The sequence below is a fragment of the Streptomyces sp. NPDC054794 genome, from assembly GCF_053611585.1.
Map to the genome: position 1 here is coordinate 441,991 of NZ_JBSHAQ010000001.1, position 26,244 is coordinate 468,234.

General features: G+C 72.2%; 22 protein-coding genes and 1 riboswitch. Of the genes, 11 read left to right on the forward strand and 11 right to left on the reverse strand.

Annotated elements, in window-relative coordinates:
- Positions 1–142 precede the first annotated feature (142 nt).
- Positions 143–1,507, reverse strand: a complete 1,365-nt coding sequence (locus ACWGKT_RS01935; RefSeq protein ID WP_453272050.1) for an FAD-dependent oxidoreductase — start codon at positions 1,505–1,507, stop codon at positions 143–145.
- A 217-nt stretch (positions 1,508–1,724) separates the two neighbouring features.
- Here ACWGKT_RS01935 and ACWGKT_RS01940 point away from each other — a divergent pair, with 217 nt between their 5' ends.
- Positions 1,725–2,777 (forward strand): NAD-dependent epimerase/dehydratase family protein, encoded by a 1,053-nt coding sequence (locus ACWGKT_RS01940; RefSeq protein WP_453272051.1) that lies wholly within the window; start codon positions 1,725–1,727, stop codon positions 2,775–2,777.
- Positions 2,778–2,808: 31 nt separating this feature from the next.
- On the opposite strand, the gene ACWGKT_RS01945 is transcribed toward ACWGKT_RS01940, so the two are convergent.
- The gene (locus ACWGKT_RS01945; RefSeq protein ID WP_453272052.1) at positions 2,809–4,389 is read right to left on the reverse strand and encodes an NlpC/P60 family protein; all 1,581 of its coding nucleotides are present in this window, start codon (positions 4,387–4,389) and stop codon (positions 2,809–2,811) included.
- 8 nt (positions 4,390–4,397) lie between these two features.
- A riboswitch (cyclic di-AMP (ydaO/yuaA leader) is annotated at positions 4,398–4,569 on the reverse strand.
- A 199-nt stretch (positions 4,570–4,768) separates the two neighbouring features.
- Entirely contained in the window at positions 4,769–6,001 is a 1,233-nt protein-coding gene (locus ACWGKT_RS01950) for a PP2C family protein-serine/threonine phosphatase (RefSeq protein WP_453272053.1), read from the reverse strand.
- A gap of 136 nt (positions 6,002–6,137) precedes the next feature.
- Here ACWGKT_RS01950 and ACWGKT_RS01955 point away from each other — a divergent pair, with 136 nt between their 5' ends.
- Together ACWGKT_RS01955 and ACWGKT_RS01960 are read left to right on the forward strand one after the other, a co-directional pair.
- Positions 6,138–7,214 carry a hypothetical protein gene (locus ACWGKT_RS01955; RefSeq protein WP_453272054.1) on the forward strand — a complete coding sequence of 359 codons (1,077 nt, stop codon included), beginning with the start codon at positions 6,138–6,140 and terminating at the stop codon, positions 7,212–7,214.
- A 246-nt stretch (positions 7,215–7,460) separates the two neighbouring features.
- Positions 7,461–9,482, forward strand: a complete 2,022-nt coding sequence (locus ACWGKT_RS01960; protein ID WP_453272098.1) for a DUF1996 domain-containing protein — start codon at positions 7,461–7,463, stop codon at positions 9,480–9,482.
- A gap of 126 nt (positions 9,483–9,608) precedes the next feature.
- Here ACWGKT_RS01960 and ACWGKT_RS01965 read toward each other — a convergent pair whose 3' ends face one another.
- Entirely contained in the window at positions 9,609–10,292 is a 684-nt protein-coding gene (locus ACWGKT_RS01965) for a lipoprotein (protein WP_453272055.1), read from the reverse strand.
- A gap of 154 nt (positions 10,293–10,446) precedes the next feature.
- Here ACWGKT_RS01965 and ACWGKT_RS01970 point away from each other — a divergent pair, with 154 nt between their 5' ends.
- The gene (locus tag ACWGKT_RS01970) at positions 10,447–10,899 is read left to right on the forward strand and encodes a flavodoxin family protein (RefSeq protein ID WP_453272056.1); all 453 of its coding nucleotides are present in this window, start codon (positions 10,447–10,449) and stop codon (positions 10,897–10,899) included.
- A gap of 6 nt (positions 10,900–10,905) precedes the next feature.
- Here ACWGKT_RS01970 and ACWGKT_RS01975 read toward each other — a convergent pair whose 3' ends face one another.
- Together ACWGKT_RS01975 and ACWGKT_RS01980 are read right to left on the reverse strand one after the other, a co-directional pair.
- Positions 10,906–13,386, reverse strand: coding sequence for a Helicase associated domain protein (locus ACWGKT_RS01975; RefSeq protein ID WP_453272057.1), 2,481 nt, complete (start codon positions 13,384–13,386; stop codon positions 10,906–10,908).
- A 56-nt stretch (positions 13,387–13,442) separates the two neighbouring features.
- A complete protein-coding gene (locus ACWGKT_RS01980) occupies positions 13,443–14,333 on the reverse strand; it encodes a DUF6424 family protein (RefSeq protein WP_453272058.1) in 891 nt (296 codons plus the stop codon).
- 259 nt (positions 14,334–14,592) lie between these two features.
- On the opposite strand from ACWGKT_RS01980, the gene ACWGKT_RS01985 reads away from it, so the two are divergent.
- From ACWGKT_RS01985 to ACWGKT_RS02000, 4 genes are all read left to right on the forward strand, one after another.
- On the forward strand, positions 14,593–15,144 hold the full coding sequence (locus ACWGKT_RS01985; protein ID WP_453272059.1) for a hypothetical protein: 552 nt from the start codon (positions 14,593–14,595) through the stop codon (positions 15,142–15,144).
- 110 nt (positions 15,145–15,254) lie between these two features.
- Complete coding sequence (locus ACWGKT_RS01990; protein ID WP_453272060.1) at positions 15,255–15,905, forward strand: class F sortase; 651 nt, start codon at positions 15,255–15,257, stop codon at positions 15,903–15,905.
- 35 nt (positions 15,906–15,940) lie between these two features.
- Complete coding sequence (locus ACWGKT_RS01995; protein WP_453272061.1) at positions 15,941–16,414, forward strand: SRPBCC domain-containing protein; 474 nt, start codon at positions 15,941–15,943, stop codon at positions 16,412–16,414.
- A 175-nt stretch (positions 16,415–16,589) separates the two neighbouring features.
- Positions 16,590–17,096 (forward strand): hypothetical protein, encoded by a 507-nt coding sequence (locus ACWGKT_RS02000; protein ID WP_356156151.1) that lies wholly within the window; start codon positions 16,590–16,592, stop codon positions 17,094–17,096.
- Positions 17,097–17,141: 45 nt separating this feature from the next.
- Here ACWGKT_RS02000 and ACWGKT_RS02005 read toward each other — a convergent pair whose 3' ends face one another.
- The 4 genes from ACWGKT_RS02005 to ACWGKT_RS02020 all read right to left on the reverse strand — a co-directional run bounded on the left by ACWGKT_RS02005 (position 17,142) and on the right by ACWGKT_RS02020 (position 21,634).
- Positions 17,142–18,218, reverse strand: a complete 1,077-nt coding sequence (locus ACWGKT_RS02005; protein WP_453272062.1) for a glycerophosphodiester phosphodiesterase family protein — start codon at positions 18,216–18,218, stop codon at positions 17,142–17,144.
- Positions 18,219–18,342: 124 nt separating this feature from the next.
- Positions 18,343–18,984, reverse strand: coding sequence for a GNAT family N-acetyltransferase (locus ACWGKT_RS02010; protein WP_356156146.1), 642 nt, complete (start codon positions 18,982–18,984; stop codon positions 18,343–18,345).
- Between the two features lie 83 nt (positions 18,985–19,067).
- Complete coding sequence (locus ACWGKT_RS02015) at positions 19,068–20,057, reverse strand: aldo/keto reductase (protein WP_453272063.1); 990 nt, start codon at positions 20,055–20,057, stop codon at positions 19,068–19,070.
- Positions 20,058–20,182: 125 nt separating this feature from the next.
- Positions 20,183–21,634, reverse strand: coding sequence for a purine-cytosine permease family protein (locus ACWGKT_RS02020; RefSeq protein ID WP_453272064.1), 1,452 nt, complete (start codon positions 21,632–21,634; stop codon positions 20,183–20,185).
- A gap of 241 nt (positions 21,635–21,875) precedes the next feature.
- Here ACWGKT_RS02020 and ACWGKT_RS02025 point away from each other — a divergent pair, with 241 nt between their 5' ends.
- From ACWGKT_RS02025 to ACWGKT_RS02035, 3 genes are all read left to right on the forward strand, one after another.
- Entirely contained in the window at positions 21,876–24,563 is a 2,688-nt protein-coding gene (locus tag ACWGKT_RS02025; RefSeq protein ID WP_453272065.1) for a LuxR C-terminal-related transcriptional regulator, read from the forward strand.
- A gap of 74 nt (positions 24,564–24,637) precedes the next feature.
- Complete coding sequence (locus tag ACWGKT_RS02030) at positions 24,638–25,144, forward strand: hypothetical protein (protein WP_356156137.1); 507 nt, start codon at positions 24,638–24,640, stop codon at positions 25,142–25,144.
- A gap of 189 nt (positions 25,145–25,333) precedes the next feature.
- Positions 25,334–25,540 carry a hypothetical protein gene (locus tag ACWGKT_RS02035; RefSeq protein ID WP_235453721.1) on the forward strand — a complete coding sequence of 69 codons (207 nt, stop codon included), beginning with the start codon at positions 25,334–25,336 and terminating at the stop codon, positions 25,538–25,540.
- 42 nt (positions 25,541–25,582) lie between these two features.
- Here ACWGKT_RS02035 and ACWGKT_RS02040 read toward each other — a convergent pair whose 3' ends face one another.
- A complete protein-coding gene (locus ACWGKT_RS02040) occupies positions 25,583–26,236 on the reverse strand; it encodes an ion channel (RefSeq protein WP_453272066.1) in 654 nt (217 codons plus the stop codon).
- Positions 26,237–26,244: the final 8 nt, after the last annotated feature.

Below are 26,244 nucleotides of genomic sequence, written 5' to 3' on the forward strand. Positions count from 1 at the left end.
CCGGGGGGCCGGGGGTGCGGGGCGGGGGGGTGGGGTCGCCGCGGCCCGCCCCCTTGCGCCCTGACCCCCGCGGGGGGCCCCCCCCCCGGGGGGGGGGGGCGCCCCCCCCCCCCCCACCCCCGAGGGACACCCGGGTGGGGACTTACGCCCCGCTCTCCCGCAGCATGTCCTCACGCTCGACGATCTTCACGCGCTCGCGGCCCTGCGGCTCGCCCAGCGCCTTCTCGGCGGCGTCCAGGCGGTACCAGCCCTCCCAGGTGGTGAAGCGCACGTTCCGCTCGGCGAGGAAGGCGTCCACGGCCTCCGGCTCGGGCGAGGCGGGCGTGTGCAGACGGCCGTTCGCGTGGTCGTCCAGGAGGTTGGACACCGTCTCGTTCGCGTCGCCCTTGGTGTGGCCGATCAGACCGACCGGGCCGCGCCGGATCCAGCCGGTGACGTAGGTGGACTGCAGGTGCGCGCCGCTCTCCTCGACGACCCGGCCGCCCGCGTCCGGGACCGTGCCCGAGTCGAGGTCCCAGGGCAGCTTGGGGAGCTTCTCGGACAGGTAGCCGACGGCGCGGTACACGGCGGTCACGTCCCAGTCCTTGGTCTCGCCGGTGCCCTTGACGTTGCCGGTGCCGTCCAGCGCGGTGCGCTCGGTGCGCAGGCCGACGACCCGGCCGTCCTCGCCGAGGATCTCGGTGGGCGACTCGAAGAAGTGCAGGAACAGCTTGTGCGGCCGGTCGCCGACGTCGCGGATCGCCCAGTTCTCCAGGGTCTTGGCGACCATGTCGGCCTGCTTGTTGCCGCGCCGCGTCTCGATCGAGCCCGCGTCGTAGTCGATGTCCTCGGGGTCGACGATGACCTCGATGTTGGGGGAGTGGTCCAGCTCGCGCAGCTCCATCGGGCTGAACTTCGCCTGTGCCGGGCCGCGGCGGCCGAAGACGTGGATCTCCAGCGCCTTGTTGGCCTTGAGGCCGTCGTAGACGTTCGCCGGGATCTCGGTCGGCAGCAGTTCGTCCGCCGTCTTGGCCAGGATGCGGGCCACGTCGAGGGCGACGTTGCCGACGCCGAGGACCGCGACCTTCTCGGCCTCCAGCGGCCAGGTGCGCGGCACGTCCGGGTGGCCGTCGTACCAGGAGACGAAGTCCGCGGCGCCGTACGAGCCGTCGAGGTCGATGCCGGGGACGGGCAGGTCGCGGTCGGCCGTCGCGCCGGTGGAGAAGATCACGGCGTCGTAGAAGGCGCGCAGGTCGTCGAGGCTGATGTCCGTCGGGTAGTCGACGTTGCCGAACAGCCGTATCTGCGGCTTGTCGAGCACCTGGTGCAGCGCCGTGATGATGCCCTTGATGCGCGGGTGGTCGGGGGCGACGCCGTACCGGATCAGGCCGAACGGGGCGGGCATCCGCTCGAAGAGGTCGATGGACACACCGGGTTCGGCGGCCACCTCGGACTTGAGCAGGGCGTCGGCGGCGTAGATCCCGGCGGGGCCGGCTCCGACGATGGCTACCCGCAGGGGGCGCGGCATGATCAGGTTCCCTTCGAGTGATGACAGGCGACTCGAACGGGAAGCCTAAGCTAAGGCAGACCTAAGTTAGTACGCGGGTCCGATCTATGACCTCATAAGGCGATCTTATGAGGTGTGGACCGGTGGACATTGGTCGTGTACATGCCCGACGCTTTCCCCGAGGCGCGGAGGTGTCCCGCCCGGGACGGACGACCGGCCACGACCGAGGGGTGAGAGCGTGGGTGGACATGCGGAGACGACCGTCGCGGTGACCGGCGGCAGCGGGTTCGTCGGCAGCCATCTCGTACGGCGCCTGCTGGGGCGGGGCTACCGGGTCCACACCACCGTACGCTCCCTCGTGAACCGGGCGAAGGTACGGCCCCTGTGGGACATGCAGGAGGCCTTCCCGGGGCAACTCACCCTCTTCGAGGCGGACCTGCTGGCCGAGGGTTCCTTCGACGACGCGCTGCGCGGGTGCTCGGTCGTCTTCCACGTGGCGTCGCCCTTCTTCATGCCGGAGAAGATCGTCGACGGCAGACGGGACATGGTCGACCCGGCCCTGCTCGGCACCCGCAACGTACTGGCGGGCGTGGAGCGGACGCCGACCGTCACGACCGTGGTCCTCACCTCCACCGTGGGCGCCGTCTTCGGCGACTACGCGGATGTCCTCGCCATGGACGACCAGGTGCTCTCCGAGCGGTACTTCAACACCACCAGCACGGTGGAGAACAACCCCTACCACTACGCCAAGACCGTCGCCGAGCGTGCCGCGTGGGAGGCCGAGGCCGCCCAGGACCGCTGGCGGTTGGTCTGCGTCAACCCCGGCCTGGTCCTGGGCCCTTCACTCACCCCGGCGTCGGAGTCCGGCAGCCTCTTCCTGCTCGACGAGCTGTTCAAGGGCTACTTCTGCTACGGCGCCCCGGACTTCAGCTTCACGACCGCGGACGTACGGGACGTGGCCGACGCGCACATCGCCGCGGCGGAGAACCCCGCGGCGAAGGGCCGTTACATCGTCGCAGCCGAGACCATGACGTCCTTCCACGAGATGTCCAGCATCATCCACACCCGCCACCCGCGCGACCTCCGCCTCCCGCGCACCGCGCTGCCGCACTGGCCGGTACGGATCCTGGGCCCCGCGTTCGGGCTGACCCAGGACTACATCCGGGGGCACCTCGGTATCCGCTTCCGGGTAGACAACAGCCGCGGCGTGCGCGAACTGGGCCTCACCTACCGGCCGATCGAGGAGACCCTCCTGGACCACTACGAGAGCCGGCGCACCCGGCGGAGGTGAGGCCCGGGAGGGGTTCCGGCCGTGGCCCGCCTCAGGCGGGGCGGATCACTCGCTGGATCGCCGACTCCCCGGCGCCGTAGATCGACTCCTCGCTGATGGACGATCCGGGGCCCGGCGCGTGGATCATCATGCCGTTGCCGGTGTACAGGCCGACGTGGTTGTGGGTGTCGAAGAAGAAGACGAGGTCACCGACCTCGATGGTGGCGAGCGTGACCGGGGTCCCCGCACTCGCCTGCTCGGCGGCGCCGCGCGGCAGCACGACACCGGCGGCCCTCCAGGCGCCCTGGGTGAGGCTGGAGCAGTCGTAGGAGTCCGGCCCGGTCGCGCCCCAGACACAGGGCTTGCCGATCTGCGCCCGGGCGAAGACGAGCGCCTTCATGGCCTTCCCCGCGTACGCCGACGGGACGGGGGAGACCGCGGCGAAGCCGCCGGTGTCGGTCAGGGGAGCGGCTGCCGCGTAGGAGCCGGTGTCGGTCGGCGGGGCGGGGGTCGCGAACATCCCGGTGTCGGTCGGCGGGGCGGGGGTCGCGAATGCCCCGGAGTCGATCGGCAGGACGGGGGCCGTGAACGTCCCGGTGTCGGTCATGGGGGCGACTGCCGTGTAGGAGCCGGTGTCCGTCAGCGGGGCGGGGGCCGTGAACGCCCCGGCATCGGTCAGGTACGCGGGCGCCGCGTACGCCCCCGTGTCGGTCAGGGCGCCACCTGCGGTGAAGGAGCCCATATCGGTGAGGGGGTTGGCCGCCGGGAAGGCCCCCGTGTCGGTGAGCGGGTTCATGCCTGTCGTCATGCCCGTCCACGCCCCCGTGTCGGTGAGCGCGCCGCCGGTCGCGTAGGAGCCGGCGTCCAGGACCGAACCGGTACCGAAAGAGGCGTCCGCGGTGGCGGGCGGGAAGCTCGGCTGCGTCGGCAGGGAACCGGTGTCGAACGTCCCCGTCATGGTGAGGGCGTCCCGCGCCGTCCACGTGTCCTGGGCGGGCGGCGCCTCGATCGCCGCGACCGGTGCACTGCGCTGTACGGCGGCCCGGCCGAGGAGGTCACGGGCCGCGGCGAGCTTGCGCTGGTTCCGCTCCTTGGAAGTGGCCGGCGAGGGCCGACGCGACTCGGCGGCGGGCGCGGACCGTGAATCTCCGGCGGCCGGCTCCAGCTCCCGCCGCGGCTCGGGCACGGCGGGCAGCGCGGCGACGGGCCGGGCGGTCAGCTCGGCGCGCGGGCGGCCGGTCAGTTCGGCGACGGGGCCGCCGGTCAGCTCGGGCAGTTGACGGCCGCCGCCTGAGGCGGTCAGCTCCGGCAGCGCGAGCTCGGTGCCGGGCAGCCCGTCGCCCAGCGGTGCGGCGGGGCGGCGCTCGGCCGGACGCTGCGGCATCCGGTCGGTCGGCAGGACGGCGGGAACGGTCGGACCCAGCTTGGCGCGGACCCCGTCGAACCACTGTCGGGAGATCGCTTCGAGCGCAGGCTCCGAACCCCCGCCCGACCGCTTGCGCAGCGGCACGCCGCGGCCGCGTGATCCCCCCGACATGGCACGGGTGGCGTTGTAGTTCCCCGTGGCGTTCTCGGCCTGGTCGTAGAGGGTGTTGATCCGCTGTCGAACCTCGTCGCGGCTCTCCGGCGCCATGGGAGACGTACTCCTTCCGTACTCCGCCTACCGAGTTAGCTGTCGGGTTCGGGCGGTCGATTCCGGAAGGCGTGCCCTACGGCCCAGGCCCTGTGGGGCGTTGGGCCGATTCACCCCAATGTCGGTTGGGTCCCCGGCTCCGGTCGTCCCACGGGACACCGGACTCGGCGGAGGCCACGCGGCCCGGCGTGGTTCGCCGGGAGAAGCCGTGCGGCCTGGCGTCAACCTAACCAACTTGTGTCCCTCGTGTGAAGGTTGAAGTGCGGAATGTCCGATACGTAATTGTGATGTTCGCTCGGAGGTTCGGTGCCCGAGCGTCACTCACCGGGACAATTCCCCCTGTTGGGCAGAGGGGCTCCGGCCGGCGGGGCCGTGTGGTTCAGAGTCGTACGACGACGAGCGCGGCGTCGTCCCGCGCGCCCTCCGGGGACAGCAGATCGCGCAGGACGCTGTCGGCGAGGATCTCCGGGTCGGACTTCCGGTGGTGGCCGAGGGAGTCGGCGAGTCGGGCCAGCCCCACGTCGATGTCCTCCCGGCGCCGCTCGATCAGGCCGTCCGTGTACAGGGCGAGGGTGGCGCCGTCGTCGAACTCGATCCGCGCCTCGGACCGCGGCCGGGGATCGGGGTGGGCGTCGAGCGGCGGATCGGTCGCCCGGTCGAGGAACTCCACCCGGCCACTCGCGTGCACCAGGACGGGCGGCGGGTGGCCGGCGCTGCTGTACCGGACGGTGCGGGCGTCGAAGTCGATGAACGTCGTGACCGCCGTGGCCGATTCGGCGCCGTCGACCACATGGGCGTAGCGGCCCAGCACGTCCAGGGCCTCGGCGGGGCCGGCGGCCACCCGGGAGGCGGCGGTGAGCGCGCTGCGCAACTGCCCCATGACGCACGCCGCTTCGAGCCCGTGCCCGACCACGTCGCCGACCGACACCCCGACACGGTTGCCGCCGACGAGGTCGACCAGGTCGTACCAGTCCCCGCAGACGTTCAGCGCGCCCACCGCCGGCCGATACCGCACCGCGGCCCGATGGTCCGCCACCTGCGGGCGCGCCGGCAGCATCGCCTCCTGGAGGGCGAACGCCACCTCCCGCTCGCGGGCATGGGCCTTGCGCAGCCGGTCGTTGAGCTCCTGCAGTTCCCGCGCACGCCGGTACAGCTCCGCCTCCAGGACCCGGGCCCGGTCGCTGTCGGTGCCGCCGCGCGCTCGGATCAGTTCGGTGACCTCCTCCACCCGGTGCACCAGGAGGACGACCTTCCCGTCCGGGCCGAGCACCGGCTCGTTGACCGGGCTCCAGTAGCGCTCCTCCCAGTGTCCGGGACGGTCCGGCAACTCGACGTCGTACCGCTGCAGGGCCATGGTGTCCCGCTCCCCGGTGGTCAGCACGCGCAGCAGCGAGGCCTTCAGAGTGCGCATACCGCTCGCGCCGCCGTCGTTCGGATTGTCGGGGAAGACCTCGAACAGATGCCGGCCCAGCATGTCCTCGCGCTTGCGCCCGGACACGCGCAGGAACTCCTCGTTGACGTCCGCGTACACCAGGTCGGGCGTCAGCAGCGCCACCATTCCGGGCAGGGCCTGGAACACCGCCCCATAGTCGATCTCCGCGTCATCCGCCATGACCTGCCGCCTCACGAGCACCGGTACCCGCACAGTTTCCCACGAGATGGGGTGCGCGGCGGGGGAGTGTGCACCGGTTGCCCGCCCAGTTCGGGAGGCGTCAACTGGAAAGGAGGACTACCAAGGAGGCCGACTCATGGTGGGCACGGACAGCGGTCCTCTCCGCGTCCCCGACAACGGCGACGTCGGCAGGGCCGGGTCCTCCTGGTATCAGCGCCTCAATGCCCAGGTGGCCCACCTGCAGGGTCAGCTGAACAAATTCGTGAAAATCCGTCGGGCGGACCCGGGCGGAATGAATTCCTGGGATGTCGAGGTCGCGCACAAAATACACCTCCATCTCAAGGCGGCCCGGGATGCTCTCAAGACCCCCGGATGGCGGGGCTGGTGCAGCAGGATGCGGGGCGCGTCCGCCGACCGCGCCCTGGCCAATGTGCACGAGGCCGAGGTCGCTCTCCTGCGCATAGCCCCGGACGCGGAAATCTACACCAAGGGGCTGTACGCGCTGTCGCAGGCCAGGATTCACCTGCCGAGGGACGACGCCTGCACCAGGCGCTTGAAAGACGCCCTGACCCACACGAAATCCACCGAGGCCGACGCGGGTCTCCGGGAATTGGCCGCCCTCACCCTGCACGCCGCTTATCAGGCGGAAGAGGCGGAGCGGGCGAGGCTGCGCAGTTTCACCCAGATCGTGGTCGTGGCCGCCGGAGCTCTCGCGGTGATTGCGGTCGGTCTCGGAGTGTGGGCGGGTTTCGATCCGGAGGTTTCTCAACGATTCTGTTTGGCGCCGGACGAGAAATCCCCGAATTCCGCCCTGATCTGCCCGCTCGGGAGTCCGAATAAATGGGGGAATGGTTTCTTTCTCGAATTCATCGGAATGTGCGGGGCGGCCGTCGCGGGCGCCGTCTCGCTGCGGGACGTGCGGGGGACCGCGGGGCCCTACCACGTCGCGACCGGGCAGATGATCCTCCGGCTCCCGGTCGGCGCCGTGGCCGCGGCGGTCGGCATCCTGCTCATGAGCGGTGCGTTCTTCCCCGGCCTGAGCAGTCTGGACACGTCCACGCAGATCGTCGCCTGGGGGTTCGCCTTCGGCATCCTGCAGGAATCCGTCACCCGTGCCGTCGACCGGCAGGGGCGGTCCCTGCTGGACAACATCAAGGGACCGGGCAGCCGGCCGACGGGCCCGGACCCGCCCGAGGCGCCCCCGGCGGGGTGAGCACCCGCCCGGGGCGACCCCTCGGGGTGAGCCGCGGCGGCACACGGAGAACCGGTGTGGTGCCTCCGTTTCCTGTGAGGTTGGCATGAATCCGCGAGGCGCTTGAACACTCCCGTGTCCGGCTCCGTAAGAGACGGGGGATTTCCATGCCGAGCCGGCCACGAGACCAGGGGTACTTCCGTGGGACGCAACAGCCGCAGACGCCCGACGGGCGCACGACGAGTGACCTTCGCAGCGGTCGCACTGATGCTGGGCGGAGGGGGGCTGATCGCGGCGAACGTCTATGCCTCCGCCACCGAGGGCGGCTGGGACCAGCAGTCCGCTCCGAACGGGAACGACCGGGTCCTGGCCGCCGGAGCCGCCACGATCTACTGCCCGGACGTCGGCAGCCAGTTGACGACGGTGCCGGACGATGCGAGGGAGGAGGTCGACCGCGAACTCGCCCTCCTCGACCAGCAGATCGCGGCCGCCTACCAGCAACTGCAGCAGGCGGCACAGTCCCAGCAGCAGGACCCGGGCTTCGCCGACGGCTCGATCATGAACCCGCTGAAGGAGAAGCGCGCCGCGACGATCGAGCGCATCGGGGTCGCCATCGACCGGGTGGGGGACCGCCCGGACGGGCTGGAGGCCCTCGCGGACTGTACGTTGCGGCCCTCGGGCAACCAGAGCCAGGGCGACGCCGGCCAGCCCCAGGGCGACGGCCAGTCGGGCGCCGCCACCGCACAGCCGACAGGTGACGGACAGCCCACCGGCAACGGACAGCCCACCGACAACGGTCAGTCCGGTGGCGGCGGCCAGGGCAACGGCGGCCAGTCCGGCAACGGCCCCGTGGCCGCGGACTACGCGGACATCACCAGCGTCCAGCCGAACGTGCAGAACCCGCCGCAGCAGCAGGACGCCTCCCGCGGCACCTTCAGCTCCTCCTGCGGCGTCAACAAGGGCGGCCTGTTCAACTCGGACAACGTGATCGTCGCCCCCGGCGTCACCAACGGTGCCCACCACTTCCACGACTACGTCGGCAACCAGGCCAACAACGCCTTCGCCAGCGACGACGACCTGGCGAACGGTGACACCAGCTGCGCGGACCAGGGGGACAAGTCCTCGTACTACTGGCCCGTACTGCGGCTGCAGAACGGCACCCGCGAGCGGGACGCCGACGCCCCGGGCGGCGGCACCGAGGGCAACGCCGGTCAGATCGTCACGCCCAAGCAGGTCACGCTGACCTTCCAGGGCAGCCCGCGCGGCAAGGTCACGGCCATGCCGCGGCTGCTGCGCATCATCACCGGCGACGCCAAGGCGTTCGTCAACGGTCCCGGCAACGCCAACGCGTCGTGGAGCTGCACCGGTTTCGAGGACCGGCAGCTGAAGGACAAGTACCCGCTGTGCCCGTCCGGCAGTGACGTCGTGCGCACCTTCCGGTTCCAGAGCTGCTGGGACGGCCGGAACATCGACAGCGCCAACCACCGCACCCATGTGGCGTTCGCCGACGGCAACGGCAACTGCCCGAACGGCTTCGAGGCCATCCCGCAGCTGGTGCAGCGCATCGTCTACGACGTCGACGCGCCGAGCCTCCAGGACGGCGGCCGGACGTCTGCGCTGTTCGCCGTGGACTCCTTCCCCGAGCAGCTGCACAAGCCGGTCACCGACCACGGCGACTTCATCAACGTCTTCGACGAAGACCTCATGAACAAGATGGTCGACTGCATCAACTCCGGCCGCACCTGCGGCTCCGGCGCCGCACCGGACCCCAGCGAGGAGCCGAGTCAGGAGCCGAGCAAGCCCGGCGAGGAGCCCAGCCAGGAGCCGAGTGACCCGCCCGCGTCGGCCCCGGAGACCTCGCCCACCGGCGACGACGGGTCCGCTCCGGGCGACAACGCGACCGAGCAGCCCACCGAGCCCCCGGCCGACACCCCGGCCACGGAGCCGGAGAACCCCGCCCCCACCCTCGCCCCCGCCACCTCGGAAGCCCCGCGGGTCTACGCGTCGACCTCGGCCGCCGGGACGAAGGGCGGTTCGGGCAAGGGGACCAAGGAGGACAAGGGCGACGGCAACCAGTCGGCCGGGTCCGGCCAGGACGGCGCGGGCAGCGTGCCGCCGGCCGACCAGGCCGGCGCGAACGCCCCCTCCGCCGCCGCGGAGACCGAACCGCAGGCGGTCCAGGGCGGACTCGCGGAGACCGGGGCACACCTGTGGCCCGCCGCGATCGGGGCAGTGCTGGTGACAGCGGGCTTCGTACTGCTCCGCCGCATGGGACGCCGCTCCGTGTGACGGACGCGGGCCCGCGCAAGCCTTGAGGCCGCGGTCAGGAGGGCGGCGACCAGCCGTCGCCCTTCATGACCGCGGCCTCACCGCTGATACGGACGACGACCGTCCACCGATGTGACGAGCCGGGGCTCACGCCATGCGCAAGGTGCGCTTGGCGAGTTCGTACGCGGGGAGCATCGCCTCGTGCTCCGCCGTGTCCATCCCGCCGAGGTGCAGGACGACCGGGCCGTCCGGGGTGGAGACGGCGAGGGCGCGCTCCTTCTTCTTCTCGTCCAGGAGCTTGCTCGTGTAGACGTACTCCACCTCGACGCCAACGAGGCCGCCCGCCTTGACCGTGCGGTAGTGCTCGTCGCTCGTGTTGTCCTCGGCCGCCACGAACGCCCGCAGCACGGAACGCGCGTCGGCGTTGCCCGGGGACCCGGTCCACACCCGCAGGAAGCCGATGTTCCCGGCCGGCTTGGCGTCGATCTCGCAGGCCGCGGTGACCGGGCCCTGGTGGAGGATGGCGTCGGCGATGTCGGAGGCCAGGTCGTCGTCGGACCCGCTCGCGCCCTTCGAGGCCGGCGTGCTGTCGACCGCCTTGGGCTTCCAGCCCTTGGCCACGTCGAAGGTGACCGGAAGCTCGCAGGCCGAACCGGCGGCACCGATCGCGCCGCCGCTCGGGGCGGTGGCCGCACGCGCCTTCCCGGAGGCGTCCGCCGTCCGCGAGGCCTTCGCGTCCCCGTCCGGCGCCGCCGTGCATCCGGCCAGCACCCCGGCCAGCACCAGCACGGGAGCCAGTGCGCCCCGCACGGTCCGCAGCCCGAACACCATTGCGATCTCCCCCCATCGGTCCAGGTGGGACACTGTATCCGAGGCCTGCGACACCGCCGTTCGAGTTTCCGGGCGGCCGAAGCCGGAGGCCGTCCCGCGCCCCGGGCACGGCCGCCGTTTGCGGCGGGACGCGGCGCCACGGCAGGGTGCGGGTGTGGCTACCTTGCTGATCGTTCATCACACGCCCTCCCCCAACTGCCAGGCGATGCTGGAGGCCGTGGTGTCGGGCGCGACGACACCGGAGATCGAGGGCGTCAAGGTCGTACGGCGCGCGGCCCTCGCCGCGACCGCCTCCGACGTGCTCGGCGCCGACGGCTACCTGCTGGGCACCCCGGCCAACCTCGGCTACATGTCCGGTGCCCTCAAGCACTTCTTCGACCAGGTCTACTACCCCTGCCTGGACGAGACCGGGGGCCGGCCGTTCGGCTACTACGTGCACGGCGGCAACGACGTCACGGGCGCGGTGCGGGGGATCGAGTCCATCACCACGGGCCTCGGCTGGCGCCGCACCACCGACGCGGTGACCGTGACCGGCGAGCCCGGCAAGGCCGACATCCAGGCCTGCTGGGAACTGGGCGCCACGGTCGCCGCCGGGCTGATGGCCTGAGCAGGCCTACGCCCACCGCATGCCGAGGTCGGACAACTGCCGTTTCCGCTCGGAGGTGAGCGAGGAGGCGCGCACCCGCTGGTTGCTGATCCAGGCGCCCAGCTTGATCTGCCGCCGCTCCCGGTCCGCGCCCGCGCCGACGACGACGCTCTCCACATGCTTGCGCGGCACGCTCAGGTGGCCCTCACGCTCGTAGAACTGCGCGGCGGCGGCGAGAGCGACCGCCCACTTGTCGGCATGCGACACGCGCGGCCGGGGGAGCTCGGCCTCGGCGGCGGGCTCGATCCCCAGGACGTGCTCGCACAGCCACTGCTGGCCGACGGCCAGCCCGTCCCAGCCGAGGCGCTGCGCGCGGACCCACCGCCCGAGATCCTCCCCTTGCCTCACGGTGTCGCCCGGCTCGGTGGGCAGGGCTCCGCCGTCCTCCAGATGGAGCCGGGTGAGGTGGAACCGGCGCTGCCACTCCACCGGCCAGGCCGGACACCAGGCGGGGTCGATCTCGTCCAGCAACTCGCGGCGCTCCTCGGACAGCGCGCCCGCCGCTTCCTCCGCCATGGCGTCATCGGCGCTCCCGGCGGCCCGACGGGCGGCGGCGCGCTGGTTCTTCAGCCAGATGCCGAGCCGGAAGCCCTGGTGGGTGGCGTCGTGCGGGGCCAGCAGGTGCCCGTGTTCGGCCGCCCACGCGCGGGCGGCGGCGAGCCCCTCCTCCCAGGAGAGGTCGAAGTGGGACCAGACCATGCCGAGTTCGTCCAACTGGCGGGCGCGGTCGTCGTCGAGGGAGCCGCGCGTGCGCAAGCGGCGGGCGTCGGCGATCCACTGCCCGAGCGGGAACCCGGCGAGCGCGCCCGGCCACCCCTCGCCCTCCGCCTCCTCGCCGCCCGGCACCCGGAACGTGAACGGCACCCGCAGGTCGCCGTGCACCCGGGTGTAGAGGGCGGCCGCCTCGACCCCGCGCCGCCAGTGGGCACGCTCGGGGTTGATCACGCGCAGCTCGATGAACGCGGCCAGCAGCGCCGGGTCGCGCGGTGTGGAGAACCTCAGCAGCGCTTGCGCGGGGGCGCTCACCCCCGGCAGTTCGCCCCCGTGCTCCTCGCCCCGCTCGCCCAGGACGCGGCCCTTGGGGGAGCGGCTGGGCGCCTGCGGCTCGGCCAGGCGCTCCACGATCCGCGCGTCATGGGCGCGCAGCGCCTCAAGCAGCCGGGCGAGTCCGGCGTACGCCCGGCTGGTCAGCATCGTGTCGGGCGTCTCGCCCGGCCCGAGCAGCACCGGCACCACCAGCGACGCCGTCTTGCCCTCCCCGGGCCGGATGCGCAGGGCCCGCCCCACGGCCTGGACCAGGTCGGGCATGGAGCCCCGTACATCGGCGAAGTACACCGAGTCGCAGTGCTTGGTGTCGACGCCTTCCCCGAGGACCTTGACCGAACTCAGGAACGCCTGCTCCGCCGGGCCGCCGTGGTGGGCGAACGCGTGCAGGACGCGGCGCCGGTGCGCCGGCGCGTGGTCGCCGCACAGCCAGTCCGCCCAGACCGCCTCCGGGTAGCGCCCCGGGTCGGCGGCGTGCAGCTGTGCCGCGACCGCCGGGAGCCCGGCCGCGAAGGCCTCGGCCTCCCGCACGAGGTGGTGGAAGACCAGCGTGCGCCGCAGCCCCTCCGCGCCCGCCGCCTTGACCAGCGCCGTCTGCAACGCGGCCAGCCGCGCCCCGCGCACCTCGTCGGTACGGCCTTCCATGCCGAGCAACTGGGCGGCCTGGAGCTGGGTGTCCGTGACGTCGACGCACACGACCTGGTACGGCGCGCAGATCCCCCGGTCGATCGCCTCCGACAGCGTCAGGGTGTGACAGCGGGTCCCGAACGGGCCGTCCGGATCGTCGTCCATGGAGGCGACCAGCTCGCCGGGCGCCCCCGGCTCCTGCCGCTGGTCCTCCTCCGGCTGCCACAGCCGGGGCGTGGCCGTCATGTACAGCCGCCGCAGCGAGGGAATCCTGGCGTTGTCGTGGACGACCGCCCACGGTTTGCCGATCCGCCCCGAGGTCCGGTGCGCCTCGTCGACCACGATCAGGTCCCAGCCCGGCAGTCCGGCCGCGTGCGCGCGCTCCAGGGTGCCGAGCCCCAGGGAGGCGTACGTGGCGAGGACGGTCACCTTGTCGAAGGGGCGCACCCAGGCGACGAGCTCGTCCACGCTCGTGGTGTTGGGGAACGCCGCCTGGTCCCCGCGCAGCGAGGACACCCCGATCATGGGCCCCGTGCGACCGCCCGCGCGCCAGGCCTCCTCGGTCTGAGCGAGCAGGTCGAGCGAGGGAACGAGCACCAGCACCCGGCCCGCCCGCAGCTCCTCGGCCCCGCGGACCGCCACGAGGGTCTTGCCGGACCCGGTCGCCATGACCACCTGGGTCCGCAGCCCGCCCGGCGGGAGGGCCGCCCCGGCCGGCAGGTCGAGCGCGCGTACCAGCGCGTCCACGGCTTCGCGTTGGTGGGGACGTAGCTTCACATCTGTGACCCTAGATGCTGCGACGTCGAGGGCGGGAGGGCGAGCAGGTCGAGGGACTACCCGCGGCGCTGCGTGCCGCGTCGGCGCCGGTGCTCGACCAGGGGTCCGGAGGCCGTGCGGCTGCCGGGGGCTATCTGTCGGGAGAAGGCCTGGCGGGCGGCGGAGCTGTTCGGCGGCAGGACCGCCATCAGACCCAGGTCCTGGGCCCGCGCCAGCGTCTGCGCCGCCGCGCTGCCCTCGGGCACGAAGGTCAGCCGTACATGCCCGTCGCCGGAGCCGCGCCGGTCCACCGGGGCGACGGCTCCGTGCGTGCCGTCCGGCAGGGTCACCCACAGCTGGAAGTCGTCGAACCGGACGAAGTCGGCGCCCTTGACCGGCCAGGGGTAGTGGTGCTCGCCGGGCACGTCGGGCAGGATCCCCTGATGGTTGCCGCGGCTCATCGGCACGCACGCGTTGAACAGCGAGTCGGTCCACGCCTCGACGCCGTCCGCGTCCTCGATGGGCTTGCGCAGGAGGTCCTCGGCCTCCTCGTAGCCCAGTTGCCGCAGTGCGGGCAGGGTCAGCGGGAACGCCGCGACCAGTTCCGCCGCCTCCCGCCTCAGCCGGTCGACCTTGGCCGGTTCGGCGCAGAACTGCATGCTCCACTCGATGCCCACGCGGGCCCGGAACATCAGCCAGCCGCTCGGTCCCTTGACCCACAGGCTGCCCCCGTGGTGCATCTCCCAGGGGTGCTCGCCGGGCGGCCGCGGCCCGTACGGCAGTTCTTCGTCGCTCATCGGGCGCAGGATCTCGTGCACGGTCTTCTTCGCCGCGCGGAAGAACGACGACTCGAAGCGCTTGGGATGCTCGACCAGCCGGATCTTCCACGGATGGCTCTCGGACTCGACACCGCCGGGCGGGAGCGCGACCGACGTCCGGGACCTCACTCGCGTATCGGTGACGGTCATGTCTCCATCCTGCGCCCGGGGAACCGGGTACGGCCACTCGGACGGAGTAGTGCGGATGGCCGCGCCGGCCGACATCGGGCAGCACCGCCGCCGCGGCGCGACTGACGCGCGGATGGGCTGGGCGGGGTGTGTCGGTAACCCGGCTGGGCGGCCCGGATGGTGCGCGGCGCGGGCCTGACTGACGGTGGTTCATGCCGGGGCCGGGTCATCCCAGCTGATGGAGTATCGGCTGCCCGGACCACGGCGGAAGGACTATCAGATGCGTTCTGGCCGCATGATCCTGGCCACGGCCGCCGCCGCGGCGGCCCTGGCGATCGCCACGCCCGCCGTCTACGCCTCCGGAGGTGACGAGGGGGGCCGTGACGATTCCTCCCACAGCCGTGGCGACTCGTCCGGCAAGGGTGATGACTCGTCCCACGGTCGTGACGATTCTTCCTACAGCAAAGAGAACGGTGATGACAGCAGCCGCGACAAGCCGAGTGGCGGAATGCACACCGGTGGCGGTTTCCTCGCCCTCGTCGGCAGCGACGACTGGAGTTCGGACAGCGGCGACAACAGCAAGTACGACCCGGAGACGTACAAGGACAAGGGTTCCGGCGGCAACCAGGAGAAGGGCTCGGGCGCGGACAGCGGCCGCGACAAGGACTCGTGGGGTGAGGACGACAGCGGCAAGCCCAACGGCGGCATGCACACCGGAGGCGGCGCGCTCGCCGACCAGGGTGTCAGCACCGGTGGGCTCGCCGTGCTGGCCGTCGGTGCCACCGGCCTCTACGTGCTGCGCCGGAGGAAGGCCGCCCAAGCGGCGTCCTGATCGTCGTCCGACCATCTAGGGGCCGCGGCCGCCGCCGCACACCGTGTCGGCGGCCGTTTCGCCCGCCGCCGTGACCACTGTGCTGCCGTGCCCGAGTGAGGTGGAATCCGATGGCAGCTCCTCCGTCGTCCCCGGCCCCCGCCGAGCCGGCGCCGCCCGACGAGGGCTCAGGCCCCGGCGGACTCCTGGTGATGTGGGGCGCAGCGTTCCTGCTCCTGGCCGTCGCCCTGATGGGCGGTCATGGAAAGGCCGCCGACTCCAAGCAGGCCGGCGCGGCCTCGGCCACCGCGCATCCGGCCGGCAAGCACCTGCCCCCCTCCCAGCCGACGCGCCTGCTCATCCCGAAGATCGACGTGGACGCCCCGTTCACCGCGCTCACCCTCGGCCCGTCGGGGCAGCTCCAGCCCCCGCCCGCCGGCAACGTGAACCTGGTGGGCTGGTACGCCGACGGTGTCTCCCCGGGCGAGGCGGGCACGTCCATCATCGCCGGGCACGTCGACACCACGACCTCGGCCGCCGTCTTCGCGAACCTCGACGAGCTGGAGACCGGCGACCGCTTCTCCGTCGAGCGGGCCGACGGGAACGAGGCGACGTTCGTGGTGGACAGCGCCGAGACGTTCGCGAAGGACGACTTCCCGAGCAGCCGCGTCTACGCCGACACCCCCCGCGCCGAGGCCCGCCTGATCACCTGCGCCGGCGACTACGACCACACGGCCAAGGACTACACCGAGAACCTGGTGGTCTTCGCCCACTTGGTCTGAGCGGTCCGGGAAGCCGAGCGGAGTAGGTTGAGCCCATGTACGCGACGCGAGTCACCCAGCGTGTGCAGGCGCCGGCGGCGGCCGTCTACCGGGCTCTCGTCGATCCGGACGCCGTCGCCGCCTGGCGCGTGCCCGACGGCATGACCGCACGGGTCCACGCGTTCGAGGCCCGCGAAGGCGGCGCGTTCCGCGTGTCCCTCACCTACGACGCGCCGGACGGTTCCGGGAAGTCCGGCGGGCGCGCGGACACCTACCGGGGGCGTTTCGTGCGTCTCGTACCGGACGCGTTGGTCGTCGAGGAGATCGAGTTCGAATCCGCGGACGACGCCCTTCGCGGGGTGATGACGATGACCACGCGGCTCACCGAGGCGCAGGGCGCGACGGACGTCACCATCGAGCACGAGGGCATCCCGGACGACATACCCCGGGCGGACAACGAACTGGGCACCCGCATGGCCCTCGGCAAACTCGCCCGGCTGGTCGAAGGAACCGGACCGGGCACGGTCTGACCGGAAATCACGGCGGCGAGACCGAAAGACAACGCAACCTTTCGCGCATTTCGTTGTACGGGTGATTTTCCCGGGCGAATCGGAACCGGCGCGCAGGCGTACGCGGTCTTCAGATCCGTCGACGGCCGGGATCGACCCGGCCGCAATGCCTTCGAACCGGGGGAACGGAACACCCATGTCCATTCGCATGCGCAGCCGCAAGGCCCTGCTCACCGCCGCGACCGTCACCGCGGCCCTGTCCCTCGCCGCCGTGACGCCGGCCCTCGCCGGGACCGGCGCGACCCACTCCACCCGCGCGGCGTCCGGGTCCGCCGCCCACGGGGACCCGCGCGGCGTGACCCAGCGCGTGGCCGACTTCTACGGCGCGTACATCGACGCCGTCTGGGACGGCGAGGACCCGGCGGCCGCCGCCGACGCCAAGGCGCTGCGCTCCTTCTACCTGTCCGCCGCGGCCCAGCGGAAGGTCGCCGCGTACGAGGCGCGGGAGCACGCCGACGGCATCCTGTTCGCCCAGAACGTGCCCGTGAAGTGGAAGGTCGACTACACCGGCTCGGGCGCCGGCCACGCCACCAGCCGGGTCACGCTCACCTGGGGCGACGGCCCGCACGCCCAGGTCACGAAGATCGACGTGCAGTCCGACCTGAGGACGCGCAAGATCACCGAACTCAGGCCGGCCCGCTGACCGCACGGCCCGCCCCGTGCGCCGGGGCGGGCCCGCCGCGTCCGGTCAGCGCGGGAAGTACGGCCTGGGCAGGCGCATACCGCGTTCGGCCATGATCTGGCGAACGTGGTTGGGGTAGTTGGTGATGATCCCGTCGATGCCCATGTCCATCAGGGCCTCCACGGTGGCCGGGTCGTCACAGGTCCAGGGGACGACCTTGAGGCCTCGGGCGTGCGCCTCGGCGACCATGGCCGCGTCGGAGTAGAAGCGGAAGCCCGGGTCGCCGACCTTGCCGCTCTGCGGGAAGCCGTAGTTGGGGGAGAGGGTGGTGACACCTGGGAGGGTCGCGGCGGCCTTGACGAAGTCGCCGTCGTAGTCGTCCGCGTCGATCCCGCCGAGCCAGGGGGACGCGCCGGGTTGGCCGACCTGCAGGAAGTCGTAGTTCGTCAGCGCCACCAGCGGCCACCGGGGCGCCAGTCGGTGCATGAGCTTCAGCGCGCCCCAGTCGAAGGACTGGATGGTGACCTGGTTCTCGATGCCCGAACGGTGGATCTCCTCGTACACGCGGCGCACGAACACCTCGCGGGGTGCGGTCTGTTCGGGCGCCCCGGCCTCGACCTTCGTCTCGATGTTCAGCTTGACCCGCTTGGCGTGGTAGCTCTTGACCAGGTCCAGGACGTCCTTGAGCTCGACCATCCGGAAGCCCTTCACGACCTCCTGCTCGGGGAAGCCGGGCAACTGCTGGTAGCCGCAGTCCATGGTCTTGATCTGGGCCAGCGTCAGGTCCTTGATGTACTTCCCGACGTACGGGTACATCGGGTCGCCGGGCGTGAGGGGCCCGGTGTCGCGGCACTTGACGGCGCTGATCTGCCGGTCGTGGTTGACGACGACCTTCAGGTCCTTGGTGACGTGGGTGTCCAGTTCCAGCGTGGACACCCCGAGGCGCATCGCCTTGCCGAATCCTTCCAGGGACTCCTCGGTGGTCATGCCGATGCCGCCCCGGTGGGCCTGCAGGTCGAAGTGGGTCTTCTGGGGCGGGACATGAGCCGTGGCGGGGTGGTCTGCCGTCGTCGCCTGGGCGGCCACCGGGAACGCGAACACCGGCACCAGGGCCAGGCCGGCGAGGATGTGTCTTGCGGACATCGAAACCTCACTCGTGTCGGTTCGGGCGAACAGACGACGGTAGTCCGGCCCCGGGCATGCGGAAGGGCCTGGGCATGATGCTCCTGTGAACGGCGCATTTCATGTGCCCGTCGTCTCCCCCGGGTCAGAAGTCGATCCGCATGACCACCCGTCGCGGCGTCGGCCGGGTCACCTCGCGAAATCCGGCGTCGGCGAAGATCCCCACGCTGCCCACGTGGAGTTCGCCCCAGGTGATCTCAAGACCGGGGCGGGTGATCATCGGGTAGGCCTCCAGGGCGCGGGCCCCCCGGTCCTTGGCGAACGGGACCGTGGCGCGGGCCAGCGCGTAGGTGATGCCCCGGCGGCGGAAGTCCTTGCGGACGAGGAAGCAGGTCACCGCCCAGACCCCGTCGTCCGCCGGGTCCTCCCGCCGTCCCGTCCACGGGACCCGGGCCCGCACCAACTGGGGGTACGCCGTCCGGGGTTCGACCGCGCACCAGCCGACGGGCACACCGTCGAGGTGGGCCACCAGACCACTGGTCGCCCGCGCCCCCGGCCCCACGCGCTCGCATCCGGTCTGCTCACGCAGCCGCTCGGCGCGCTCCTCGCGGGGCATCGACGCCCAGTGGGAGACCCGGATCTTGAATCGCTGGCACCGGCAGTCGGCGGTCTGTGCCCGCTCGCCGAAGATCGTCTCCAGGTCGTCCCACGACGCCCGGTCGGCGGGCACCACCGACAGCCGCCCGGCCTCCGGTTCCCCCGGGTCCCGCTCGTCCTTCACCGTCATGGCGGCAGGCTACGCGGTGTTCCGGACGATCAACATCCGGAACTCCCGGGGGACTTGCCGGGGGAGCCGGGCGGCGGCCGCGGCTACTTGTCGACCGTCTTCATCCCGGCCTCGTTGTACCGTTCCCCCGCGGCCTGCGGGAGTTCGGCGTCGATGCGGGCCAGGTCGTCCTTCGTCAGCTCGACGTCGACCGCGCCGGCGTTCTGCTCCAGGTAGCTGCGGCGCTTGGTGCCCGGGATCGGGACCAGGTCCTCGCCCTGCGCCAGCACCCAGGCGATCGCCAGCTGCGCCGGCGTCACGGCCTTCTCGGCGGCGATCTCCTTCACCTTGTCCGCCAGGGCGAGGTTGGCCCGCAGGTTGTCGCCGGTGAAGCGGGGGCCGGTGCGCCGGAAGTCGCCCTCGTCGAGGTCCTCGGGGGAGGAGAAGCGGCCCGCGAGGAAGCCGCGGCCGAGCGGCGAGTAGGGGACGAACCCGATGCCCAGTTCCCGGCAGGCGGGCAGCACCTCGGCCTCAGGGTCCCGCGTCCACAGCGAGTACTCGGTCTGCACCGCCGTGATCGGGTGGACGGCGTGCGCCCGGCGGATGGTCGCCGCCGCGGCCTCGCTGAGGCCGATGTGGCGCACCTTGCCCTCCGCGACGAGCTCCGCCAGGGCGCCGACCGTCTCCTCGATCGGCACGTTCGGGTCGACGCGGTGCTGGTAGTAGAGGTCGATGTGGTCCGTGCCGAGCCGCTTGAGCGAGCCGTGGACGGAGCTGCGCACGTGCTCGGCCGAGCCGTCCTGCGGGCCGACGGTGCTCATGTCGCCCGGAACGGCGTCGTCCATGCGGTAGTTGAACTTCGTGGCGATCACGTAGTCGTCACGGTGCCCCTTGATCGCCCGGCCGACGAGGCTCTCGTTGGTGAGCGGCCCGTACATCTGCGCCGTGTCGAGGAAGGTGACGCCCAACTCCCGTGCGCGGTGGATCGTCCTGATGCCCTCGTCCTCGTCGGTCGCGCCGTAGAACGCGGACATACCCATGCAGCCGAGGCCGATGGCCGATACCCGCAGGTCTCGCAAACTGCGCTGTTCCATGATTACCAGTCTCTCCGTACTGAGGTGTCCCGGCCAGGAACGTCGTCCGTTCGAGTGGGACGCTACGACTTGGAGTGCGCTTCATGGCAAGCGCGCCCGGCGGGGACCCGGTCCGGTCCGGGCCGTCACGGCTCGCGGTGCTCGTGCGCCGCCTGCTCCAGTTTCTCCGCCTCGGCCTGGGCCAGCCGCTCCTCGGCGTCGACGTCGATGGACCGGGTCAGCAGCCAGTACAGGAGCGCCGAGACCGGAAGCCCGATGAACAGCGAGATGTCGGCACCGCCCAGCGCCTCGGCGGCGGGGCCGACGTAAAGGGTGCCCACCGAGAAGAACGGGATCATGACGGCGAAGCCGACCAGGTAGGCGATGATGCCGTGCCAGCCCCAGCGTCCGTAGATGCCGTGCGGATTGAAGATCTCGGCGATGGCGTAGTGGCCGCGGCGCACCACGTAGTAGTCCATCAGGTTCACCGCGGTCCACGGGATGAACAGATAGAGCACCAGCAGCAGGAAGTTGTTGAAGTTCGCAAGGAAGTTGGAGGTCGCCGCCAGCGCGCCCACCAGGGACAGCGCCGCGGTGAGCCCGAGGGTCAGCAGCCGAACGGTGAGCGTCGGCCGTACCCGCTTGAACGAGTCGATGGCGCTGATCAGGGTCAGCGAGCCGCCGTACATGTTCAGCGCGGTGACCGACACCAGCCCCAGCGCGGCGAACAGCAGCACGACCGCGCCGAAGCCGTCGAAGACCTCGTCACCCGCGGCGTTGATCGAGCGGATCGTATCGAAGTCCTCGCCGGCCCAGGCGGCGAGCAGCGTCCCGAGGGCCATCAGCCAGATGCCGCCGAGCGCGGACCCGAAGTAGGTCCAGTAGAAGGTCTTGCGGACCGTCACGTACGGCGGCAGGTAGCGCGAGTAGTCCGAGACGTAGATGGCCCAGCTGATCTGGTAGCCGGCCACCACGCCGAACTGGGCCAGGAACGGCGTCCACTTGAAGCCGCCGAGGTCGAAGGAGCCCGCGGGGTAGTGCAGGTTCACCAGGACGCCCACCGTGAAGATCCCGAAGACGACGAGGAAGGTGTACGTCAGGACGCGCTCGGCCCGGTGGATGATGTCGTAGCCCACCAGCGCGACGACGAGCGCGATCGCCGTGACCACGACCACCCACAGTTTGACGCTCCCGTGCAGCGTGGTGTGCAGCGCCTCCCCGGCGAGGACGGTGTTGAACACGTTGAACCCCGCGTACTGGACATAGGCGAAGAGCCAGACCAGCAGGGCGCCGACGTATCCGAACTGCGGCCGTGACTGGATCATCTGGGGCAGGCCCAGCTGCGGGCCCTGCGCGGAGTGGAAGGCCATGAAGAAGGTGCCGATGAGGGTGCCGGCCACGATCGCGATGAGCGACCAGAGCAGATTGCCGCCCTCGGTGATGCTGATCAGCCCGACGGCCAGCGTGGCGATCTGGGCGTTCGACATGAACCAGAGCGGGCCGAGGTGCCACAGCTTGCCGTGCCTCTCGTCCAGCGGCACATAGTCGATGGACCTGATCTCCAGGCGCGAGACCCGGGGCTCTGAGGGTGCGGTCACGGTGCCTCCCGAGGCCGGGGCCGGATTGCCTCTGTGGTCACATTCATTCCCCGGCGCAACAGATCGGGAACACCGGCCGGCCCGGGTGCGCGTGGCGGAGCGGCTGCTACGGCGGGACCCCGACCCCGACCCCGACCCCGCGGCCGCGGCCGCCCCGGCGATCTGCGGTCGAGGAGGAAAGCTGGGATCATGAGGGGCGGCGGCCACGCTGACGGTGGCCACGACACGACGGACACGGGCGGTGAGCGCCGTGACTGCGATCCCCGAGGACCCGGTGGGGTCGACGGACGCGTACGTCGATCCGACGGGCGAGCCGTTCCTGCGCACACGGTTCGCCCTGCCGAAGGTACCCGCCACCTTCCTGCGGCGGGAGCGCCTGGCCGACCACCTCGACCAGGCTCTTCTCACGCCCCTGACGGTGGTGAACGGCGCGGCCGGCGCCGGCAAGACGCTGCTGGTCGCCGACTGGGCCGCGGGCCTGACGGAGACCGTCGCCTGGCTCACCAACGACGCCGGCGACCAGGGCCCCGGCATGTTCTGGGCGTACGTCCTGCAGGCCCTGCGCGCCGCGGGGGTGGCGGTGTCCGACGAGGTCGGCTGCCCGGCGGACGCCGGCCTGGTGGACCACAAGCTGCTGGCCCGGCTCGCCGCCGAGCTGAGCGGCCGTGAGCGGCCCGTCGTCCTGGTGCTCGACGAGTACGACCACGTGACCGCCCCGGAGATCGCCGACCAGCTGGAGTCCGTCCTGCAGCACGCCGAGCAGGGACTGCGGCTCGTCCTGGTCACCCGTACCGAACCGCTGCTGCCGCTGCACCGCTACCGCGCGGCGGGCGGCATGACCGAGATACGCGATGCCGAGCTGGCCTTCACGCCCGAGGAGGCCGCCGCCCTGCTGGACCGGCACGGCCTGCGGCTGCCCGTGGCGGCCGCGCGCGCCCTGGTGGACCGCACCCGGGGCTGGGCCGCCGGCCTGCGGCTGTGCGCCCTCGCCGCGCAGGAGAGCCCCGATCCGGAGACGTACCTGAAGGAGTTCGAGGCCGACCGCAGCACCGTCGCCGACTACCTCTTCGCCGAGGTGCTCAGACAGCAGACGGACCGGACGCAGGACCTCCTGCTGCGCGTCAGCGTCCTGGAGCGCTTCTGCCCCGACCTGGCCGAGGCCCTGACGGGCCGGGGCGGTGCCGGGCCCATCCTGGCCGAACTGCACCGCCAGAACGCCTTCGTCGAACACCTCGGACACACCTGGTACCGGCTGCACCCGCTGTTCGCGGAGATCCTCCGGGCCCATCTGCGGGTGCGTTCGCCGGATCTGGAACCCGAGCTCCACCGCCGGGCCGCCCAGTGGCTGCGCCGCTCCGGCTCCCTGCCCGAGACCCTGGCGCACGGGGCCGCCGCGGGCGACTGGGAGTTCACCGCCGGCGCCCTCGTCGACGACCTGGCGATCGGGCAGCTCTTCACCGGCCTGCGCAGCGACGACCTGGCCGACCTGTTCTCCCGGATGGGCCCCGAGACCACCGGCGCCGCGGCGGAACTGGTCCGCGCGGCCCGGGACCTCTCCCGCCGCGACCTGGACTGCGGCCTGATCCACCTGCACCACGCCGAGCAGTGCCTGGCCACCGGCGAACCCGGCGAACCGGAGGTGGCCGCCTGGCTGAGCTGCGCCCTGCTGGAAGCCCTGGCGGCCCGGCTCACGGGATCCCCCGGCAGGGCCGAGCAGGCCGTGGAGACCGCCGAGGAACTGGAGCACGAGCTGCCCGCCCCCCTCCTCGACAAGCACCCCGAACTCGCCGCCCTGCTGCTCACGCACCTGGGCTCGGCACGCCTGTGGGCCGGGCGCTTCGAGGACGCACGCACCGCCCTGACCGCGGTGGTCGCCTGCCCCGGCGGGGCCTCGACGGCGCTGCCCCGGGAGGAGTCCCTGGGCCACCTGGCGCTGATCGACTACCTGGACGGCTGGCCCGGCCGGGCCGAGCGCAAGGCCCTCGCGGCGATGACCGAGACGGAACGCTACGGCCTGCCCCAGCCGTCCGGCTCCGGCATCGGGCGGCTGGTCCTGGCCGCCGTGGCCGTGGACCGTGACGAACTGGGCCGCGCCCGCGCCTTCCTCGACGAGGCCGCCGACGCCTGCCGCGTGGCCCAGGACCCCGTGACGGCGGCGGGCCGCGCCATCGCGGCGGCGCGTCTGCTGCTGGCCCGGGGCGACACCCGGGCCGCCGTCGCGGCGGCCGACCCGGCCGTCCGGGCCGACGTGCCCTCCCCGTGGGCGGAGGGCCACACCGCCCTGGTCGCCTCCGCCGTCCACCTGGCCGAGGGACGGCCGGACAGCGCCGTCGAGGTGCTGGAACAGGTGCCGTACGACGACCAGCCGGCCTGTGCCGTGCAGGCGGCGCGCGCCCGGCTCGCCGCCGGGCACCGGGACGCGGCGATCGACACGCTGGACCGCCTGTGCGCCGAGGGCCGGGCCGGTCCCGCGGTGACCGTCCGGGCCATGCTGGTGCGTGCCCAGGCCGCGGACGAGGCGGGGGACACCGACACCGCCCGCGCCCTCGTCGCCCGGGCGCTCGTGGAGGCCCGCCGCGAACGGCTGCGGCGCCCCTTCCTCGAAGCCGGGCCCCGGGTGCGCCGGCTCCTGGGCACCGGTCCGCTCCAGGAACTGGCCTCCGGCTGGCTCGCCTCGCCCGGCACCCGGCACGGCGGTCCGGCCGGGGAGGCGGCGGAGCACTCCTCGTTCGTCGTGGAGGAACTGAGCGGACGCGAGCGGGACGTCCTGCGGCGGCTGGCCCAGATGATGTCCACGGCGGAGATCGCCGCCGACCTGTACGTCTCGGTGAACACGGTGAAGACGCACCTCAAGAGCGTCTACCGGAAGCTGGCGGTGAACCGCCGCGCCGACGCGGTCCGCCGCGCACGCGAGCTGCGGCTGCTGTGAGCACGCGGAAACGGGCCGCCGACGGCCACTGTCCGAAGGCGGCGATGCCCGCCGCGCGACCCACGGAGACGCCCATGGCCCCGAGCGAGGACGCCCCGGCACCGCGGCGCCGGTCCCACGCCGACTACACCGGTGGCGTCTACGGCTCGATGCTGGCCGCCTCCGTCGTGGTCGGCGCCGGCGCACTGGGCGAGTTCCCGCGGGTGGAACTGGTGCTCCTGCTGCTGCTCACGGGGGTGGCGTTCTGGATCGCGCACGTGTACGCCGAGCTGTTCGGGGCCCGGCTGGCACTGCAGGCCCTGGACCGCCGGACCGTCCTGCACGTGTGCCGTGACGAGTGGCCCATCGTGAAGGCCGCCGTCCCGCCGGCCGCCGCCGTGGCCGTCAGCCCGCTGCTCGGCCTGGACGTGTACGGCGCCTTCTGGCTGGCGCTCACGGTGGCCGTGGCCGGGCAGGTGGGCTGGTCGATGGCGGCGGCGCGGCGGGCCGGCGCCTCCTGGGGACTGTCGGCCGTCGCCGGCACGGTCAACCTGCTGCTCGGCCTCGTGATCATCGCGTTCAAGCTCGTGGTCACCCACTGACTGGCGCCGCCCGCGTGAAGCCCGCCGCCCGCCTGAAGCCCGCTGTCCACCTGACGCCCGCCGTCCGCCTCGGGCCGGGTGTGCTATCACCTGCACCGGGTGAGGCCGGGCGGCGGTCCGGTGGCGGACGATCGCAGACGAGGGCGCGACCCGCCTGCCCCGAGGCGGCCGCCCGCGGGAGAGCAGCTCATGCGCTACGAGATCCGCGTCGAAGGACACATGTCGGAAACGCTGACCAAGGCCTTCCCCGAGTTGGACCACGTGATGATGGCCGGCCAGACGGTGCTGTTCGGCCCGGTCGTCGACGAGGCCGAGTTCTACGGGCTGCTGGCCCGCTGCCAGTCGCTGGGACTGCGGGTGGTGGAGATGCGGCAGCTGCCGGAGTGGCCGCGCTAGCGGCGCGCCGGGCGCCCGCCTCCGGTCACGCCCCGCCCCCGGTCACGCCCCCTTCTCCTTGTCCCTCCGCTCCATGTCCCGCGGCTCGTCCGATCCGAGCCGCGGCCCACGGTGCTGCCGGCGCAACCGGATCTCCACCGCACTCGTCAGGACCCGCACGGCGACGCCCAGCAGGAGCAGGCCGCCGACCATCTGGAGCATCGTCAGGATCCGTGCCGGCTGGGAGCTGGCGGTGATGTCGCCGTAGCCGACGGTGGTGAACGTGGTCAGCGTGAAGTACAGCGCGTCCGTCTTGGTCAGCGGCTCGGTGAAGGAGCCGGGGCTGGCGCCCTCCAGCACGTAGTAGGCACTGGCGAAGAGCACCAGGAACAGGACGAGCGTGGCGGCCAGGCCCTCGACGGCCTTCAGCCGTGGGTAGGGCGAGCGCAGGATGGCCCTGACCTCCCAGCCGAAGAACAGCACCACCGCCAGCAGCCCGCCCGCCAGCAGTGCCGAGGTCCTGAGCGTGTTGCGCTCGACCATGGGCAGCACGTAGTACGCGGTGACGAGACCCGTGGTGATGAGGACGATGCGCAGAATGGCGATCAGCGTCGCCCGCGGGGTGGGCCGAAGCCGCGCCCCTCGCCGCCCGTGGACCCGCTTCCGCTTCCCTTTCTGCGGGGCGGGGTCCGGGCGCTCGGCCACGGGATCGCTCATCTCGGATC